This window comes from Phenylobacterium sp., assembly GCF_031360265.1.
In the GTDB taxonomy this organism is placed as follows: Bacteria; Pseudomonadota; Alphaproteobacteria; order Caulobacterales; family Caulobacteraceae; genus Phenylobacterium.
The window spans coordinates 1-16,386 of the sequence record NZ_JANMBF010000150.1 but is presented as its reverse complement, the minus strand read 5'-3'; the positions used below and the strand labels follow the sequence as shown (position 1 = coordinate 16,386).

Below are 16,386 nucleotides of genomic sequence, written 5' to 3'. Positions count from 1 at the left end.
CGCGCCTAGAACGGGATCTCGTCGTCGAGGTCGGCGGAGAACTCCTCGCGCGGCGCTGCGTTCTGCGACCGAGGCGCGGAGGAAAAACCACCACCGTGACTCCCGGATTCCCCCTGCTCGGCATTGTCGCCACGGCCGTCCAGCATGGTCAGTTCGCCGCGGAATTTCTGCAGGACGATCTCGGTGGAGAACTTCTCGACCCCCGACTGATCGGCCCATTTTCGGGTCTGGATTGCGCCCTCGATATAGACCTTGGCGCCCTTGCGCAGATATTGCTCGCAGACCTTGACGATGTTCTCGTTGAACACCACGACCCGGTGCCACTCGGTCTTTTCCTTGCGCTCACCGGAGTTGCGGTCGCGCCACGTCTCGGAGGTCGCCACCCGAAGGTTCGCGACCCGGTCGCCCGAAGTAAGTGAGCGGATCTCGGGGTCGGCCCCCAGGTTGCCGATGAGAATGACCTTGTTGACGCTGCCCGCCATGATGATGTCCTGAGCTTCCGGGGTTGCGGGCTGTCAGCCCGACGCAACGCTAGCCGTGCGCCGCCGCTTGGGCAAGGACTTTGTTCTCTTTTTGTTCATGTCTGAGCTGAACCATCCACAGGCATCTGCACCGAACTACTGAGTCGGCATGGCACCTGGGATCGCGAGCCTGCCATCGCCGGTACGCACCAGGGCCACATAGCGCGGGCCTTCCAGGCTTGTGGAGGTCATCACCCCCTGTTGCTCGAGAAACAGGAAATTGGCCTGGTAGGCACCGTAGATGTCGGTCGACGTGCCGCCCATTCGGAGAAATTTCAGGCGCATGGCCTCAAGATTCGCTGCGCAGGTCTCCAGGTTGGGGGCGTTGACCAGCCTGTTGTATTTCAGCTTTCCGCCTTTTTGCGGGACCACATGATAGCAAACGCCCGCATCCCCCGGTGGCTCGGTGCGCTGGGCGCATGCGGACAGGACAATGCCAAGGCCTGTGACAAGGGCGATGACGCGGATGGTGCTGGGCATGGGCTGGATCCTCGACCTTGACCGTCAACCGGCCGGAACGGCGCAGGCCGGCTGATCGACCAGCGGGCGAAAGCTGCGGTTGTCGGCGGATATCTCGACGCGGCCCGGGACCAGACGCAAGGTCTGCTGCATCCACCGGCCGTAGGCGGCGGCGCCCGGACGCTCACACCGCCCGGCGAACAGGGCCTGAACACAGGGCGTCAGCGGCATCTCGCCCGGCAACCGCCGCCACTGACCTTCGGCGTAGCGAAGGCAGGCGCCCGCGGGGCTGGCGGCGGGCCCAACCGCCGGTGTTGTCGCCGCCTCTGCGGAGACATCTTGCGGCGCCCTCTGCTCGGAAGGCGGCAGGGGCGTCAGCACGGTCCCGGCCTGGCCAGCCGCGGCCAGCGCGCCGGTCCGATCGATCCCCACGTCGAGCGCGTCGGTGGAGACTCCATTGCGCCGCGCGCATTGCGCCAGCGTCAACTCACCCACTGATCGACCCGCGACGAAACAGCGCAGAGGCTTCGCCGGGTCCAGGCGCTGATCCGGCACGCCGCCAGAGTCGATCACCAGTCCGCCGCTGGAGGCCGGTGGCGGGCGCGAGGTCTCGCCCCGATGCGCGGCCACCAAGATCCAGGCGGCCAGCGCCCCGGCGATCAGCGCCACGGCGCCGCCGGCCAGCACCAGCACCGTCCGGCGTTCCTTCAGCAAGTCCATGGGTTCTGGCTAGACCCCGACGCGCCGGGGATCAACCTCCACCGGTCAGGCGCGCCAGGGCGGCCTGGTAGTTGGCGATCTGATTGATCAGATATTGCGGCACCGGACCGCTGGCCTTGTTGGCCTGGGCTGCTGGCAGCGCACTCTTGGGCGTGGCCGCGGCCACCAGATCGCGATACGCGGACCGCACGATTCCCATGGCCGAAGATACTTGCGACAGCGCGTGTTGCGTCTGCACGGCGTCGGAGAAATTCAACGGGGCCGCCAGCCCCAGGCCATAGAGCATGCCCTTGCCGTCGGCCGGGGCGCTGAGCCCATTGATCAGGGTTGTCTCGCGGATAACTCCGGCCTTCAGGCCCAGCGGCTCCAACGCATCCTGGCCCGCCTTGCCGGCGTCCAGTTGGATAGTCATGCGCGAATTGAGCGGCGCGATGCTCAACTGCCTCTCGCCGTTCAGATCGGTGGTCACGGTGACCTTCGCCTCGAAGCCGCTGGCGCGGCGGATCTTCTGCGCCAAGGTGTCATAGGTCTCGGCCTCGTCGATGGTGATCGTCTTCGCTACGCCATCGCTGGCCTTAACGCTGAATTGATCTCCGGCACGAAGCGAGCTTTGCGCGGTTAGCCTTTGTGAATCCGCAAGATTCAAGGTTCCGGACGGCAAGCCGATCCGATCCAGAACACTGGCCCCGACGGGGTCGACAGCGATCGCGGTGGGCGACGCCATGCCATCCTTTCCGGTGAACCGGCGCGACCAGCCGATCGTGCCGGCCGCAACATCCAGACTGGCCAGGAAGCCGTCCTTCTTACCCACAGGCGCCTGCCCCGGCAGATCGGAACCCGCCTGGCCGCCAATCCAGACCTGGCCGCCGCTGACCGCAAGCGATGTGGCCCGGTCGTTTCCCGCCCCGCCGTAGTAGGCGACCGCGTCGCCAGCGCTGACGCTCAGGCTGGCGTCGATGCGCGCGGCGAACGCATCGACGCCGCCGGACTTGGCGCGGGTGACAGTCCCTGCGGACAGCGATCCGTTCGCGGTCGAGCCCGCCACAACCACCTGGCCCGCGTCGAGCGCAAGGCCGACGATATCGCCGCCTTGCAGGTCGCCAAGGTCGCGCACTGAGGACTGCACGGGCACGCCCGAGGAAATGTCGAAGCGGCGCAGCACCGCGTGGCCGCTCTCCACGCCAGCGGTCACCAGGGAGGTCCCATCAACCACAAGCCCGGCAGGCTTGTCGTCGCCGGCGGACCCGAAAGTGTTGGTGAACAGGCTTGTGGGCTTGCCTGTTGTGGCATTGGTCTTGAACGCCTCGATATAGCTGTCGTAGCCCCCCGCCAGCGCCCCGGCCCCCGGCATCACGGAACGCGCCCGCCCGGCGACATAGACCGTGCCGTCCGCGCCGAACGCCACCTGGCTCGCCTCGTCGTCGAGCTTCGCACCCCGCCGCTCGGTCCATTGCTCCTGGCCATTCGCGTCGTAAAGCGTGACGAAGCTGTCGGAATAGGCTGCGTATGACCCGGTCGCGCCGGAGTTCAGCGCACCCTCGGCCGCCCCGCTCAGCGCACCCTTGAGAGCGCCCGCAACGGCGACTTGTCCGTCGGCTGAGACCGCCAGGCCGAGTCCCGTCGCCGTATTCGACGCCCCAAGGGTGCGGGAATAGATCAGCTTGCCGGCGGTGTCGTACTTCAGCAGAGCCACGTCCTGAGCGCCCTTGATGCTCTGCCCAGCCGTGGCCCCGGTGATGTCCGCGAGCACATAGACCGAGCCGTCGGCGCCCACCTTGGTGGCGCGAATCGTCTTCACCTCCGGCCCGAGCGTGTGGGCGAACACCCGGCCGTCCACGAAGTTCGCCTGTCCCGGGATCTGTGGCGGAGCGTCCACAGCGACCGTGTCCGTCTGGAATTTCACCAGTTGGTTCTGTGTCCGCCCATCTGCGGTCAGCGGATTGTGATCCGGGTCAGGATCACCGATGCCTTGAGCGACGTAGACCGCGCCGGCCGACGCCGGCGCCGAAAAGCCCACAGTCTCGCTGGTGCCGACGGCGACCTTCAGCGCCCACTCGTCGGCGCTGGGCGGCAGGGTGATGGACTTGCCGCCGCTCTGGAAGGAGCGAGGCTGGCCTGGAATGCGTTGCGCCACGAGGCGGGTTTCGACCCCGGTCGCCGCCAACTGGCTGTTCGCATAGGCGATGACGTTGCTGAGCGTTCGCGGTTGCGCGCCCAGCGCCGACAGGTCGATCGGGACATTAAATGTCGTCCCTACCCGCTTGACTGAAATGATGAATTTCACATTTCCTAGAAAGGCAGGGACCTCACTTCCGATGGCGCTGGTCAAGGGCGGGGTCACGTAGCTGGTGGACGGCTTGGGCACGGAAACCTGCGTCTTCTCGAGGCCGCTGACGACGCCGTCCGACACGCGCAGCTTGTCGAATCCGGCCGACGCCACATAGGCCGCGACCTCGGACAACCCGGCGGCGAACGTCGCGTCGAGGCGGGTTTTGTCGATCGGCAGGATGGATTTGGCGCTCGCTTGGCCGGCGATGGCCGTCAGCGTACCGAGTCCCTGATAGAGCGCGAACAGCTTCCTGTAGTCGGCGCTGGCGCCTGCCAGGTCGAGCTTGGCGGCGTTTTCGTCAATCAGTTTGTGGCCAGCCAGGGCCGCGGTCACCGCAGCGCTGGTTTGCGCCGCTGTCGTGGGCGCGTTCCAGGGTGGGGTGGGCGCGACGGGTTTGGCCGGGACGGACATCCCGCCACCGAGACCGCCGGATCCGCTGATGTCGAAGAGGCCCAGCAGGTAGGCCTGGTTTTGGCTGGTGATCTCCATGGCGCGCCCTGTGCGGATCAAGCTCCGCAGCGACAACCTATCAGCGACAGACCTTAGCGTTTGTTAAGATGCCAGGAAAAAACCCTGAATAACCGTGAGAAATATGCCCGCACGGCTTGGAGCGCGGGAAATCCAAGAGCTGCGGCCCGGACCCTACCCAGGCCCGACGGAACAGGCTATTTGAACAACGCCAGGATCACCTGAGGCGCCTGGTTGGCGATCGACAGCGCCTGGGTGCCCAGTTGCTGTTGCACCTGCAGCGCCTGAAGGCGCGCGCTTTCCTTGGCCAGATCGGCATCCACGAGGTTGCCGACGCCCGCCGTAAGCTGGTCCGTCAGCTTGGAAACGAAATCGGCGTGGTTGGCGAGCTGCTTGGACTGCGATCCGAGGTTGCCCAGCGCCTGGTTGGTATTGGCGATCGACGTGGAAACTTCGGCCAGAACGGCCGTCGCGAATGTGATCGTCCCCAGAGATGCTGTCGCCGGGATCGTGATGATGGCGCCGCCGAGCGATAGATTCTGACTCGACAGGGTGATGAAGCCGCTGGCGTCGGCGTTGGCGATGAACTTGATCTGGCTGACGCTGCCATTGATCATGTTGGCGCCGTCGAAGTTGGCGTTCGATACGACTTGGGTGATCTGGCGCAGGATCGACTTGAAATCAGAGTTCAGAGCGGTGCGTGAGGCCGCGTCGATGGATGGGTCCATGGCGGCGACCACCTTCTCCTTAATCTGCACCAGCAGGTCGGAGATGGTGGAGCCGGCGGTCGCCGAGACGTCGGCGATGGACTTGGCCCGGTCCAGGCTCATCTTCACGGCGCCAAGCGAACCGATATCGGCCCTCTGGCCCTGGGCGATGGCCCATACGGCGGCGTTGTCGCGCGCGTTGTTGATCTTCAGGCCGGTGGAAATCCGGTTCTGAACCTCGCCCAGATCCATGTGCGTCTTGTTGAGGTTCTGCAACGCAATGAGGGCGGCCTCATTGGTGTGTACGCTCAGCGCCATCGAACCGATCTCCTCGTCGTCCACCCGCCGCCCGCGTCGAGCGAGTCGGGCTGGATCGAGGAACAAGCTAGAAGTTCGCGGTGAGCAGAAGGTTAACGCAAGACGCCCAGCGCCGCCGCCGGCGGACCGGGGCGGGACGGAAGATCGATCGCCGCGGCCAGGGAGCCGGCGGGGTCAGGCCTTGGTGCGGACCACGTCTCCGGCCGAATAGGCGACCCGCTCGCGCAGCTTCAGGAGTTGCTCCCTTGGCAGCTGCAGGATCACCTCGCCGGTCAGGCGGTTGATGGTCTTGTAGATGTAGGTGCCGCCGGCGTTGGCGTCCTCTTCGATGACCAGCCGCATATCCACCGGATCCTTGCCCGGCGTGGCGCGTCCCGCGGGCAACTCCGTGGTGGAGCGCGATGCGGCAGGCGCCTGGGCAGATGTCGGATCGGGCGTGGCTGCGGCGGGCGCAACCTTGTTTTCCATCTCTCCTCTCGAAGGCGCTTTTGGCGCCTACGCTCCATTGGGAAGAAGGCGGTGGCGAGAGGGCGAACCCTCCCGCCACCGTCAGGCGGCCTAGCGGAAGAGGCCGAGGAGGATCGACGACGACTGGTTGGCGATGGAGAGCGCCTGGATGCCCAGCTGCTGCTTGGTCTGCAGCGCCTGGAGATTTGCGCTTTCCTTGGCCAGGTCGGCGTCCACCAGATTGCCGATACCCGCGTTCACAGTGTCCTGCAGCTTGTGGATGAAGGTCATGTGAGAGGCGAGCGATTTCGAGCCGGTGCCGAGCTTGGACAGGGCGCTCGAGACGTTGGCGATCGCGGTATTGACGAAGGCGATCATCGCCGTGGCCGTGGTCACCGTGCCGATCGAGGCCGAGGCGCCGATATTGGTGGTCAGAGCCGCGCCGCCCAGCGACAGATCCTGGGTGGCGACCGTGATCACCGAGGTGGCGTCGGCATTGGCCAGCGCCTGGATCGTCGTACCGCCCGACTTGATCATGTTGCCGCCGTTGAACACGGCGTTGGTCACGACCTTCGAGATCTGGTCCCGCAGCGACTTGAACTCGTCGTTGAGCGCGGTGCGGCTGTTGGCGTCCAGCGTGACGTCCGAGGACGCCAGGGCCTTTTCCTTCATCTGAAGAAGCAGGTCGGAAACGGAGGAGCCGGCCGACAACGCCACGTCGACGGTCGATTGACCGCGGTTCAGGGAGTCGATGACCGAGTTCAACGAGGTGGAGGTGGCGCGCTGGTTCTGGGCGATGGCCCAGATCGCGCCGTTGTCCTTCGCGGTAGCCACCTTCAGGCCCGTGTTGACCCGGTTCTGGGTCGTCATCAGGTCCGCTTGCGTCTTGCTCAGGTTCTGCAGCGCGATCATAGCGCCGACGTTGGTATTGACGCTGAACGTCATGGGGTCGTCCTTTTTTCAAGGTCGGCAGCCGTCATTTTGACAGCCGTGGGCGTTTTGCCCGCTCCCTAGGCAGCAAGCATCGGGCCATTTGACCGGTCCCGGTCTCGCCGCGCAACTAACTGAATTCACGGAGTTATAGGTCTGTTATCCACGCCTCTCGCCGGCAATTTCTGCAGGGCGAAACGCTCAATCGGCAGAATCTGCCGAGTGACCCGGCAGAAAGCGCACGTCGGCGGCGGCGGGAACGCGGACCCTGGAGCCTGGACCGCCCGGTTTCACGGATCGCGGCGCGCCACTGCATGGCTTGCGCATTTGGATTCACCGCCGCGGCAACGCACCATGAGAACCTCCGTGGCCCCCAGGGCGTCGGAAGCGCGGCGCGACCTCGATGCCGGACGCGCGCCGAAGATAGAGTCTGCGTTCCCTCAATCCCCGCCAGGAGGCGGAGGCGCCGTCAGGCCGCCGCGGCCGCCGCATTCGGGGCCAGGCCCTGCATGATCAGGCGATTGACCTCGATCAGGGGCTCGATCTCTTCCTGGCGCCGGATCACGGCGCTGGTGTGCCGGCCGACCCAGTGGGCGAGCGAAATGATGGACGCGCGCAGAGGCGGCGGGAGGCGGTTGGCGGGATTGGCGCAGTCGTCACTGAGCGCCGACCAGACGCGCCGGTTCCAGTCCAGCGCGTCGACACGGCGATGGATCTCGGTCGGGTCGATCTTGGTGGCGTCGATCAGCGCGAGCGTCACCTGCGCGAACAGACGGTACTCCATCTCGCGCGGGCTTTCAGCCCGCGTCGCGGCCTGTTGATACGCCTGAAGGGACATGCCCCAGCCTTTCGTCTTCGTAGTCGATGAGTTTCCGGCACTGCATGAGGGCGCGATAGTACTCCCGCGCCATGCAGTTCTTGGAAATGGCCACACAGTCGGCCAGGATGTCGGTGTTGGCGATGACGCCCATGAACTCCGTCAACCGGCGGACGAATTCGTCGTAGTAGCGATCCGCCCCCGCCTCATCCAGGTACATCATCATCACCGGCAGATAGATGCGGCGGGCCGGCGTGGTGGCCTCGTCCTCCTGCATGATATCTTTCTCGCGCAGGACCGAGGCCTTGTTCTGCAGGACCAGCACGCCGCGGCGATCGCCGTTCTGCACGACGGCTCCGTTGAGGACGAACTTCTCACCCGGCTTCAGCGACAATTTAAGCGGCAAGCCCCGCCTCCCGATCCCGATCGCCCACGAACCTCTCGTCCGGTTCGAATGACCCATTGTCGCGTTTTGCGGGGCCCAGCGCACGTCAGAGTTAAGCGCGCGGGGTTAACGGCGCCTTGCTGCGCAAAGAAACGGCGGCAAAGCGCCTTGGGCGGGGTCGCGAGCGCTCATCTTAAGGTTCCGTTAGCCATGCTCCGGCACCACTGGCCTCAATCCTCGGAGCCCGAATCCCATGTCGCGTCAGGCCCAGCCCAACGCCCCCTCCGGCATCGCCCTGGCCCTTCAGACCGCGGGGCGCACGGCGCCGAAGATGGCCGGCGACTCGCTCGGTGTGTCAGGCTCGAAGGACGCGCTGGCGCGACTGAACGAGGCCGTCGCGGAACTGAAGTCCCTGCAGGCCGCCCCGATGCTGCAGCGGGCGCTCGACGCCATCCGCGCGGAGGATGCCAAGAGCGCCTGTGAATGGGCGCTGAAGGCGTTGGAACAGGATGAACGCAGCGGCCTGGGCTGGTATCTGCTGGCGATCGCCCTCGAACGCAGCGGTGACTTCGCGAATTCGATCGCCGCCTATGAGTCCGCCCTGAAACTGCTGCCCGACCACGCCGAGGTCGCCAACGATCTGGGTCGTCTGGCTTTTCGGCTGGGCATGACGTCGCAGGCCGAACAGCTGTTCCGCCACTTCCTGGATCGCCATCCTGACCATCCGGAAGGATCCAACAACCTGGCCTGCGCGATCCGGGATCAGGGCCGCGCGGACGAAGCCATCGAAATCCTCCGGCCTGCCATTTTGCGGACGCCGGACGTGGCCATGCTGTGGAACACCATGGGCACGGTGATGTCCGACCGCGGCGACTATGCCAACGCCCAGGTGTTCTTCGAAGAAGCCATTCGTCTGGACCCGGCCTTCCCCAAGGCGCGCTACAACCTGGGCAACACCAAGCTGATCCTCGGCGACGCGCCGGGCGCGCTGGCGGACTGCGACGCCGCCCTGGCCGGGGTGATCGCCGAGGACGAACGCCAGATGATGCGGCTGTCGCGATCGACGATCCTGATGGATCTGGGCCGCGTCGGCGAGGGGTGGGACGACTACGAGGCGCGCCTTCACCCCCAGTTCAATGGCCGCACCCAGTTCATGATCGATCGACCCCGATGGGCGCCCGGTTGCGACCTGAAGGGCAAGACCCTGCTGGTGGTCGGTGAACAGGGCCTCGGCGATGAGATCCTGTTCGCCAACACCTTGCCGCAAGTGATCGAGCGCCTGGGCCCGATGGGCCGGCTGATCCTGGCTGTGGAGCCGCGGCTCGTCCCACTGTTCCAGCGCGCCTTTCCCGGCGCTGAGGTCGAGGGCCACGCCACCTACGTCGTGGGCGGCTGCCTGGCGCGTGTCGCTCCATCCCTTGAGGCCCGCGGCCCAACCGTCGATCTATGGACGCCGATCGCCTCCCTGCTCCGCGAGTTCCGGCGCTCGGCGGACAGCTTCCCGACCACCCCCGGCTACCTTGCCGCCGACCCGGTTCGCGTGGCCCATTGGCGCGCGGCGCTGAACGCGGCGCCGCCCGGACCGAGGGTCGGCCTGCTCTGGAAGAGCTTGGTCAGCAAGGATGCCCGCCACCGGCACTTCTCGGCCTTCGAAGCCTGGGCGCCGGTGCTGGCGCACAAGGGAGTGACCTTCGTCAACCTGCAGTACGGGGACTGCGAGGCGGAACTGACCCTGGCCCGGTCGCGCTTCGGCGTGGACATCTGGTCACCGCCGGGGATCGATCTGAAGCAGGATCTCGACGACGTCGCCGCCCTCGCCGGCGCCATGGACCTGGTCGTCGGCTTTTCCAACGCCACCCTGAACATCGCCGCGGCCTGTGGCGTGCCGGCCTTCCTGATTTCCACGCCTGGCGCCTGGCCAAGGCTCGGAACGGCAAGCTACCCCTGGTATCCGAGGACTCGCGTCTTTCTGCCGCCCGGCGTCGGCCAGTGGGACGCGGTGATGAACGAGGTCGCCGGCGCGCTCGGCGCCTACGCCGCGGAGTTTTAGCCCCCCAGGTCGAACCCGCGGGCGGCCAGCCGGGTCCGGCTCGCCTGGCGATGGGCCGACCAATCGGTAGCCAGCAGGCCAAGTCCGACCACGTCAGCGGGTACGCCCGCCTTTTTGACGTGCCGGCGGAACAGCGCCTCGCGCCGAAAGCCGAAGCCCTCGTGCAGCCGCCACACCGCCTCGTTACCGATCAGCACCTCGCACCAGAGCTTGCCCAGACCCCGCGCGCCGAAGACGTGCTCGATCACCCAGTATTCGACGAAGGCCCCGATCCCCTGCCCGCGCGTCGAGGGGTCGGCGAGATAGTAGGCCCAGGCGCAGCGCCCGTGCTCAGGGGCGATGTCGTAGAGGTTGGCCAGACCCACCGGCCGGCCATCGGCCTGGATTACCCAGTAGCAACGGTTCGCGTCGACGAGGGCGGCGGCGAACCAGCGCGCATGCTCGTCCGGCGAAATCACATGGTCGCTATACATCCAGGCCGCGATTTCGGGCTGATTGCGCCAGGCCAGCACCCGAGCGCTGTCTACTGCGTCCAGCGGGCGCATGGCGACGACGGGCGCGCGGGTCATGCCTGCCACGTCGAGCTGTTGGGATCGAGCGCGACGACCGCCTCGCTGGTGAACGCCGGGTCGCCCGGATAGAGGCTGGCGTAGACCCCGCGCACAAAGGCCAGGTCGTCGGCGACATCGACAGTCCAGCGAAGCTGCGCCAGCGACGGGCGCCGCGTCACCCCCGCCAGGCGGAAGACCTCGGGACGCCGGTAGATGTAGGGCGTGACGTGCTCGCGCTCATGGGGGTCTTCGGAAAGGCGCGCGGCCTGCATCAGAACCTCCGCGCGGACCACCTCGGCGTCAAGGCCGTGGGGATAGGTCCGGGTTCCCAGGGTGTTGGACGTGTAGTCGGCCCCGGTCGCATGGTGGCGCGCGATCACCGCGTCGATCAGGGCCGGGTCGGCCAGTGGGCAATCCGCGGTCAGCCGCACCACGACATCGGCGTCTGGGTGGTCGGCCAGCGCGGCCGCGAACCGGCCCAGCACGTCGTCCAGGGCGCCGCGGACCACGTCCAGGCCCAGGCCCTGGCAATAGGCGGCGAGCGGGTCATCGCTGGGCTCGTGGCTGGTGGCGACGATCAGCCGGTCTATCCGGGCGGACCGGCGCAGGCGCTCGATCTGGCGGCCGATCATCGGCTCGCCCAGCACCGAAGCCATGACCTTGCCGGGCAGCCGGCTGGAGGTCATTCGGGCCTGAAGGATGGCAAGGTTCACCGCCAACCTCTACCGCCGAATCGCCGACCCAGACAGCGCGACCTCATGCCGCTTGCATGGCGCGTGTTGGCCTTTAGGCTGGCGGCAGGTAAACAACTGTTCGAACGCGGGTCAGGCCCGCCCTGGGGACCCCGAATGAGACAGCGTTTTGAAGGCACGGACGACTATGTCGCCACGGAAGACCTGAAGGTCGCGGTCAACGCCGCCATCGCGCTCGAGCGGCCGCTGCTGATCAAGGGCGAACCCGGCACCGGCAAGACCGTGCTGGCCTATGAAATCGCCAAGGCGCTCGATGCCCCGCTGATTACCTGGCACATCAAATCGACCACCAAGGCCCACCAGGGTCTCTACGAATATGACGCCGTCACCCGCCTGCGCGACAGCCAGCTGGGCGAGATCGGGGTCAAGGACGTCAAGAACTACATCAAGAAGGGCAAGCTCTGGGAGGCGTTCGAAAGCCCCGTGCGCCCGGTTCTGCTGATCGACGAGATCGACAAGGCCGACATCGAATTCCCCAACGACCTCCTCCAGGAGCTCGATCGGATGGAATTCTACGTCTACGAGACCAATGAGACGATCAAGGCCGCTGTCCGGCCGATCGTGCTGATCACCTCGAACAACGAAAAGGAGCTGCCGGACGCTTTCCTGCGCCGCTGCTTCTTCCACTACATCCGTTTCCCCGAGGCTGAGACGATGAACGAGATCGTCGAGGTGCACTATCCCAACATCAAGCAAAAGCTGGTCGCCGAAGCGCTGCGCATCTTCTACGACATGAGGACGGTGCCAGGCCTGAAGAAGAAACCCTCGACCTCGGAACTGCTCGACTGGCTGAAGCTGCTGATGGTCGAAGACATCGACGCCGAGACCCTGGCGGAGCGCGATCCCACCAAGCTGATCCCGCCGCTGCACGGCGCCCTCTTGAAGAACGAGCAGGATGTCCACCTGTTCGAACGCCTGGCCTTCCTGGCGCGGCGCGAGGGCGCCGGATCGCGCCCCGGACAGTAGCCGCCGGCCATCACGGCGCGCCTGGCCGCTGGTGGCGTTACGTCGAATTCACTCGCCTTTTGAAGGGGCTCCGGTCAGGTTCCTGGTGAATGGACCGGAGCCCTTTCGCCATGAAGCCGCTAGTTCTGCTCGCCGCATCCGCGCTCGCCCTAGCGAGCGCGGCTTGCGCGCCCGGTGTCGCTCCAACGGCGCGAACGACCCTGGAGTGCCCAGCGACCGAGGGCGATCTGACCCGCACCAGCGTCTCGGCGGACCAGCGAACCTGCCTCTATACGACCCGCGGCGGGAATGAGGTGTCGCTGCGCCTGATCGCGGCGCCCGCGGGCTACGAGACGGTCCTGGCGCCGATCGAGGCGGAGCTTCAGACCGAAATCGCAGCCGACGCGGCGGGCGCCGGCGCGAAGACCACCGGCGACAAGGCCGAGGCCGCCCCCCTCAAGGTCGCCTCCGCGGATGCCAAGGGCCCGGGGGCCGACGCCGCGAAGGCCGCACAAGAAGCCGCCGAAGACGCCGGACGCGATGCCAAGGAGACCGACGGGGACGACGCCGCCGGGCTCCGCATCGACGCCAGCCGTGGCAAGGGCGAGCACGCCCACATCGACCTGCCCGGCATACACATCAACGCCGACGACAACGGCAAGGCTGACGTCAATGTCGGGATGATCCACGTCAACGCCGGCGAGAACGGCGCGGTGGTGAGGATCGCCCGCGACGTGCGCCTGCGTGGCGAGGCGTTCTCCCGCGAACGCCGCGGCTTTCGCGCCACCTACATCCTGGCGCAGGACAACCTCAAGGACGGTTGGACGGCCGTGGGCTACGAGGCCGGCGGGCCAAAAACGGGACCGGTTACGGTCGCCGTGGTGAAGGTCAAGGCGCGCGACCACCATGACGTCTTCGACCACGTGAAGCGTCTGGTGCGCAGGAACGGCGGGGTTTAGGTCCGCTGTACTTCGACAACCTTGTAGGTCAAGGGGCGGCCATCCTCGTCGGTGACGGTGACGTACTCGCCCACGGCGAACCGGTGCTCGCCCAGACGGTGCAGGGGTTCGTCATCGGCGGCGTCGGAGTCGTCGTAATCGAAGAACCAGCGCGATCCTCTGCGTGACAGCCGGCCATCCGCGGGATCCTCGTCAGGCGCGAAGCGGCGCACGGTGCAGGCGTCCCGGGCCTTGGCGTAGGCCGCCGCGTCCAGGTGGCCGTCGTCGGTCAGCGGCGCGGTCAGGGCATAGCCACGATGGTCATCGCCGCCGGCGAACTCGGTGCCAGGATTGCGCGCCAGGCGCATGACGATACGCGACAGGGTCATTTGGGGGTCCTCAAGGCGCTAGTGAGACAGGAATAGCGATGGATGCTCAGAACTCAGCAGCGTCCGCGTCGTTCCGCCGAAGATGAATTCCTGCAGGCGCGGATGGCCGAAGGCGCCAGCCACCAGAATGTCCGCCCCCGCTTTGCGCGCCGCATACAGCAGCACCGGGGCCGCATCGCCGGTGTCCGGCAGCAGGTCCACCTCGGCGTCCACGCCGCGTGCGGCGTAGTAGGATTTCAGGCGGGCGGCGTCGAAACTTCGCGAGCTGGCCTTCGGCGCGGCCAGAATCACCACCCTGGCGGCTTTTTCCAGCAAGGGCAGCGCCAGCCGCGCGGCGCGCGAAGCTTCCTTGCCGCCGTCCCACGCCACCGCCACCGTGCCGCCGACCCGCAAGCCCTCGCGGGCGATCAGCACCGGTCGCTGCTCGTCGGCCACCATCTGCTGGAAGGCCTCGGCCAGGGGTCCGCGCCCCCGCGCCGGGTCGGACGTGAACACCACCACATCGGAAAGCCGGCTCTCCGCCGACAGCCCCGCCCAGACCGGCGTCTGCAGTGCGATGAACCGGCTCTTGGGGTAGGTCGAGGCGGCCATGGCCGCGCGCGCGTTCTTCTCGCCCGCCTCCGCCGCCTCTTTCAGCGAGTCCAGCGCCGCGGTCTGCACGCCGCCCAGGAACCCCTCGCCCATCCAGGGCATGACGTCGGCCACGTCGGCGGGGGTATAGACGCCCGCCATCTCGGCCTCGAACGGTTCGGCCAGCATGACCGCCGCGACCACCGCCGCCGCATCTCCCCTGCCGCCGGACAGGGGCGCCATAATTCGAGCCCAGCTCATCGGTTCGGCTCCTCCTTACGTGAACTTACGGCCAATAGGCCCTATGCTCGCATTGATATTTGGCATGGCGTGCGCCAGTTCACGACCTTGACTGTGGAGGGAATGCTTTCGTGAGGAAAGGGCTGCGTCGTCCCGCGAAAGAGCCGCGCGCCTGGCAACGCATGCTGTCGGGGCGCCGCCTCGACCTGCTCGACCCTTCGCCGATGGACATCGAGATCGAGGACATCGCCCACGGCCTGGCCCGTGTCGCCCGCTGGAACGGCCAGACCACCGGCGAGCACCCGTTCTCGGTGGCCCAGCATTCCGTGGTCGTCGAGGAGATCGTCGCCCACATCCGGCCCGGGGTGGAACCGCGGTGGCGGCTGGCGGCCCTGCTGCACGATGCCTCGGAATATGTGATCGGCGACATGATCTCGCCCTTCAAGGCCGCGCTCGGGGTCGACTATCGCACGTTCGAGGCGCGGCTGGAGAGCGCAATTCACACGCGCTTTGGCCTGCCGGCCAAGACGCCGGCGACGATCAAGACGCTGATCAAGCGCGCCGACCGAGCCTGCGCCTTCTTCGAGGCGACCCAGCTGGCCGGATTCAGTCACGCGGAATCGCTCGCCTTCTTCGATGCGCCGCCCGCGGGATACGCCCTGAAGATCGACCCCCTGGCCCCCGCCCAGGCCCAGGCGCGCTATCTCCAGCGCTACCAGGTGCTGTCGGAGGCCGCAGGCTATCACGCCACCCCCTCGGCCTTTGACACTGAATGAGCGACCGGTCCGCTCAGGCCCCGCAAGGCACGCCGGTGGTGATTGGTCTTTCCGCCGTGGTCGTCGCCATCCACGGCGGCGACGCCGCCGTGCTGAGCGTGCGTCCGCCCGGCGCCAGCCTGGAGGGCCTGCCGTTCGGCCCGTTCGACCCCCTGGGACACCGCACATTCGAGCTGGCCATGCGGGCGTTCGTCACCGAGCAGACCCGGTTCAACCTGGGCTATGTGGAGCAGCTCTACACCTTTGGCGACAAGGGCCGTGACGCGCCCCTGGCCGATATGGGCGCCCGCTCCGACCACGCCCGCGTGATCTCCGTCGGTTACCTGGCGTTGGCGCAGACCGCCGTTCAGACCCATGCCCCCGGCTCGGAGTGGCGACCCTGGTCGCGGTTCTTCCCCTACGAGGATTGGCGCGAGGGTCGGCCGGCCGCCCTTCCGCTGATCGAGACCGCCTTGCGCCGCTGGGCCGACGGCGACTCCCAGCGCCTCGGCCGCGCCCGGCTGCTCTTCGCCCTGGACGGCGCGCCCTGGAACGAGGAGCGGGTGCTGGAGCGCTATGAGCTGCTCTACGAGGCCGGGCTGGCGCGTGAGGCCGGCCGCGATCGCGGCGAGCCCACCGCGCCCCTGCCCCCGCCGCTGGCCGCGGCCCTGGGCGAGCCGATGCTCTCCGACCACCGCCGCATCCTGGCCACCGCCGTCAGCCGCCTGCGCGGCAAGCTGAAATACCGCCCCGTGGTCTTCGAACTGATGGCCGAGGCGTTCACGCTCTCGGCCCTGCAGCGCGCCGTGGAGGCGATCGCCGGCGTGCCGCTGCACAAGCAGAACTTCCGCCGCGCCCTGGACCGCGCCGAGCTGGTCGAGGGTCTCGGCCGCATGGACGCCGACACTGGAGGGCGCCCCGCCGAACTCTACCGCTTCAGACGCGAGATCCTGGGCGCCCGGCCGGTGTCGGGGCTGTCTTTGCCGCTGTTGCGGGAATAGACGCCGCCCACTGCGCCTTCAACGAGGCGCTGGTGTCGCGGCTGTCGTCGGGGCTCCAGCCGGGCGGGCCGAACACCCAACCCAGGACGTGGCG

General features: G+C 67.1%; 18 protein-coding genes. 5 read left to right on the top strand and 13 right to left on the bottom strand.

What is annotated here, in order from left to right; genetic code table 11:
* Window positions 1–5: 5 nt before the first annotated feature.
* From ssb to flbT, 9 genes are all read right to left on the bottom strand, one after another.
* On the bottom strand, window positions 6–482 hold the full coding sequence (gene ssb, locus RMN86_RS14030; protein WP_309606476.1) for a single-stranded DNA-binding protein: 477 nt from the start codon (window positions 480–482) through the stop codon (window positions 6–8).
* Between the two features lie 135 nt (window positions 483–617).
* The gene (locus RMN86_RS14025) at window positions 618–1,001 is read right to left on the bottom strand and encodes a hypothetical protein (protein WP_309606475.1); all 384 of its coding nucleotides are present in this window, start codon (window positions 999–1,001) and stop codon (window positions 618–620) included.
* Window positions 1,002–1,025: 24 nt separating this feature from the next.
* Window positions 1,026–1,700, bottom strand: a complete 675-nt coding sequence (locus RMN86_RS14020; protein WP_309606474.1) for a hypothetical protein — start codon at window positions 1,698–1,700, stop codon at window positions 1,026–1,028.
* A 31-nt stretch (window positions 1,701–1,731) separates the two neighbouring features.
* Complete coding sequence (locus RMN86_RS14015) at window positions 1,732–4,518, bottom strand: hypothetical protein (RefSeq protein WP_309606473.1); 2,787 nt, start codon at window positions 4,516–4,518, stop codon at window positions 1,732–1,734.
* A gap of 176 nt (window positions 4,519–4,694) precedes the next feature.
* Complete coding sequence (locus tag RMN86_RS14010) at window positions 4,695–5,522, bottom strand: flagellin (protein ID WP_309606472.1); 828 nt, start codon at window positions 5,520–5,522, stop codon at window positions 4,695–4,697.
* Between the two features lie 174 nt (window positions 5,523–5,696).
* Window positions 5,697–5,990: a hypothetical protein gene (locus tag RMN86_RS14005; RefSeq protein ID WP_309606471.1), complete on the bottom strand. Its 294-nt coding sequence runs from the start codon at window positions 5,988–5,990 to the stop codon at window positions 5,697–5,699.
* Window positions 5,991–6,080: 90 nt separating this feature from the next.
* Window positions 6,081–6,914, bottom strand: coding sequence for a flagellin (locus tag RMN86_RS14000; RefSeq protein WP_309606470.1), 834 nt, complete (start codon window positions 6,912–6,914; stop codon window positions 6,081–6,083).
* A gap of 454 nt (window positions 6,915–7,368) precedes the next feature.
* Window positions 7,369–7,737 carry a flagellar biosynthesis regulator FlaF gene (gene flaF, locus RMN86_RS13995; RefSeq protein ID WP_309606469.1) on the bottom strand — a complete coding sequence of 123 codons (369 nt, stop codon included), beginning with the start codon at window positions 7,735–7,737 and terminating at the stop codon, window positions 7,369–7,371.
* On the bottom strand, window positions 7,697–8,122 hold the full coding sequence (gene flbT, locus RMN86_RS13990; protein ID WP_309606468.1) for a flagellar biosynthesis repressor FlbT: 426 nt from the start codon (window positions 8,120–8,122) through the stop codon (window positions 7,697–7,699). The genes flaF and flbT overlap by 41 nt, the downstream gene beginning before the upstream one ends.
* 232 nt (window positions 8,123–8,354) lie before the next feature.
* On the opposite strand from flbT, the gene RMN86_RS13985 reads away from it, so the two are divergent.
* The gene (locus RMN86_RS13985; RefSeq protein WP_309606467.1) at window positions 8,355–10,151 is read left to right on the top strand and encodes a tetratricopeptide repeat protein; all 1,797 of its coding nucleotides are present in this window, start codon (window positions 8,355–8,357) and stop codon (window positions 10,149–10,151) included.
* Here RMN86_RS13985 and pseH read toward each other — a convergent pair.
* On the bottom strand, window positions 10,148–10,720 hold the full coding sequence (pseH, locus tag RMN86_RS13980; protein ID WP_309606466.1) for a UDP-4-amino-4,6-dideoxy-N-acetyl-beta-L-altrosamine N-acetyltransferase: 573 nt from the start codon (window positions 10,718–10,720) through the stop codon (window positions 10,148–10,150). The two genes, RMN86_RS13985 and pseH, sit on opposite strands and share 4 nt — an antisense overlap.
* Window positions 10,717–11,415 (bottom strand): glycosyltransferase family protein, encoded by a 699-nt coding sequence (locus RMN86_RS13975; protein WP_309606465.1) that lies wholly within the window; start codon window positions 11,413–11,415, stop codon window positions 10,717–10,719. The genes pseH and RMN86_RS13975 overlap by 4 nt, the downstream gene beginning before the upstream one ends.
* 135 nt (window positions 11,416–11,550) lie before the next feature.
* On the opposite strand from RMN86_RS13975, the gene RMN86_RS13970 reads away from it, so the two are divergent.
* Both RMN86_RS13970 and RMN86_RS13965 read left to right on the top strand, forming a co-directional pair.
* Complete coding sequence (locus tag RMN86_RS13970) at window positions 11,551–12,420, top strand: MoxR family ATPase (protein WP_309606464.1); 870 nt, start codon at window positions 11,551–11,553, stop codon at window positions 12,418–12,420.
* 110 nt (window positions 12,421–12,530) lie between these two features.
* The gene (locus RMN86_RS13965; protein ID WP_309606463.1) at window positions 12,531–13,358 is read left to right on the top strand and encodes a hypothetical protein; all 828 of its coding nucleotides are present in this window, start codon (window positions 12,531–12,533) and stop codon (window positions 13,356–13,358) included.
* Here RMN86_RS13965 and RMN86_RS13960 read toward each other — a convergent pair.
* Window positions 13,355–13,726: a hypothetical protein gene (locus tag RMN86_RS13960; protein WP_309606462.1), complete on the bottom strand. Its 372-nt coding sequence runs from the start codon at window positions 13,724–13,726 to the stop codon at window positions 13,355–13,357. The genes RMN86_RS13965 and RMN86_RS13960 overlap by 4 nt on opposite strands.
* An 18-nt stretch (window positions 13,727–13,744) precedes the next feature.
* Window positions 13,745–14,557, bottom strand: coding sequence for a universal stress protein (locus tag RMN86_RS13955; protein WP_309606461.1), 813 nt, complete (start codon window positions 14,555–14,557; stop codon window positions 13,745–13,747).
* Window positions 14,558–14,667: 110 nt separating this feature from the next.
* Between RMN86_RS13955 and RMN86_RS13950 the strand changes: the two genes are divergently transcribed.
* Complete coding sequence (locus RMN86_RS13950) at window positions 14,668–15,312, top strand: HD family hydrolase (protein WP_405041351.1); 645 nt, start codon at window positions 14,668–14,670, stop codon at window positions 15,310–15,312.
* On the top strand, window positions 15,309–16,292 hold the full coding sequence (locus RMN86_RS13945) for an NrtR DNA-binding winged helix domain-containing protein (RefSeq protein ID WP_309606460.1): 984 nt from the start codon (window positions 15,309–15,311) through the stop codon (window positions 16,290–16,292). Before RMN86_RS13950 ends, RMN86_RS13945 begins: the two co-directional genes overlap by 4 nt.
* The last annotated feature ends 94 nt before the right edge of the window (window positions 16,293–16,386 follow it).

Coding starts and splice junctions, on each gene's coding strand:
- ssb (WP_309606476.1), bottom strand. CDS start 482: ATGGCGGGCAGCGTCAACAAGGTCATTCTCATCGGCAACCTGGGGGCC.
- RMN86_RS14025 (WP_309606475.1), bottom strand. CDS start 1,001: ATGCCCAGCACCATCCGCGTCATCGCCCTTGTCACAGGCCTTGGCATT.
- RMN86_RS14020 (WP_309606474.1), bottom strand. CDS start 1,700: ATGGACTTGCTGAAGGAACGCCGGACGGTGCTGGTGCTGGCCGGCGGC.
- RMN86_RS14015 (WP_309606473.1), bottom strand. CDS start 4,518: ATGGAGATCACCAGCCAAAACCAGGCCTACCTGCTGGGCCTCTTCGAC.
- RMN86_RS14010 (WP_309606472.1), bottom strand. CDS start 5,522: ATGGCGCTGAGCGTACACACCAATGAGGCCGCCCTCATTGCGTTGCAG.
- RMN86_RS14005 (WP_309606471.1), bottom strand. CDS start 5,990: ATGGAAAACAAGGTTGCGCCCGCCGCAGCCACGCCCGATCCGACATCT.
- RMN86_RS14000 (WP_309606470.1), bottom strand. CDS start 6,914: ATGACGTTCAGCGTCAATACCAACGTCGGCGCTATGATCGCGCTGCAG.
- flaF (WP_309606469.1), bottom strand. CDS start 7,737: ATGTCCCTTCAGGCGTATCAACAGGCCGCGACGCGGGCTGAAAGCCCG.
- RMN86_RS13985 (WP_309606467.1), top strand. CDS start 8,355: ATGTCGCGTCAGGCCCAGCCCAACGCCCCCTCCGGCATCGCCCTGGCC.
- pseH (WP_309606466.1), bottom strand. CDS start 10,720: ATGACCCGCGCGCCCGTCGTCGCCATGCGCCCGCTGGACGCAGTAGAC.
- RMN86_RS13970 (WP_309606464.1), top strand. CDS start 11,551: ATGAGACAGCGTTTTGAAGGCACGGACGACTATGTCGCCACGGAAGAC.
- RMN86_RS13965 (WP_309606463.1), top strand. CDS start 12,531: ATGAAGCCGCTAGTTCTGCTCGCCGCATCCGCGCTCGCCCTAGCGAGC.
- RMN86_RS13960 (WP_309606462.1), bottom strand. CDS start 13,726: ATGACCCTGTCGCGTATCGTCATGCGCCTGGCGCGCAATCCTGGCACC.
- RMN86_RS13955 (WP_309606461.1), bottom strand. CDS start 14,557: ATGAGCTGGGCTCGAATTATGGCGCCCCTGTCCGGCGGCAGGGGAGAT.
- RMN86_RS13945 (WP_309606460.1), top strand. CDS start 15,309: ATGAGCGACCGGTCCGCTCAGGCCCCGCAAGGCACGCCGGTGGTGATT.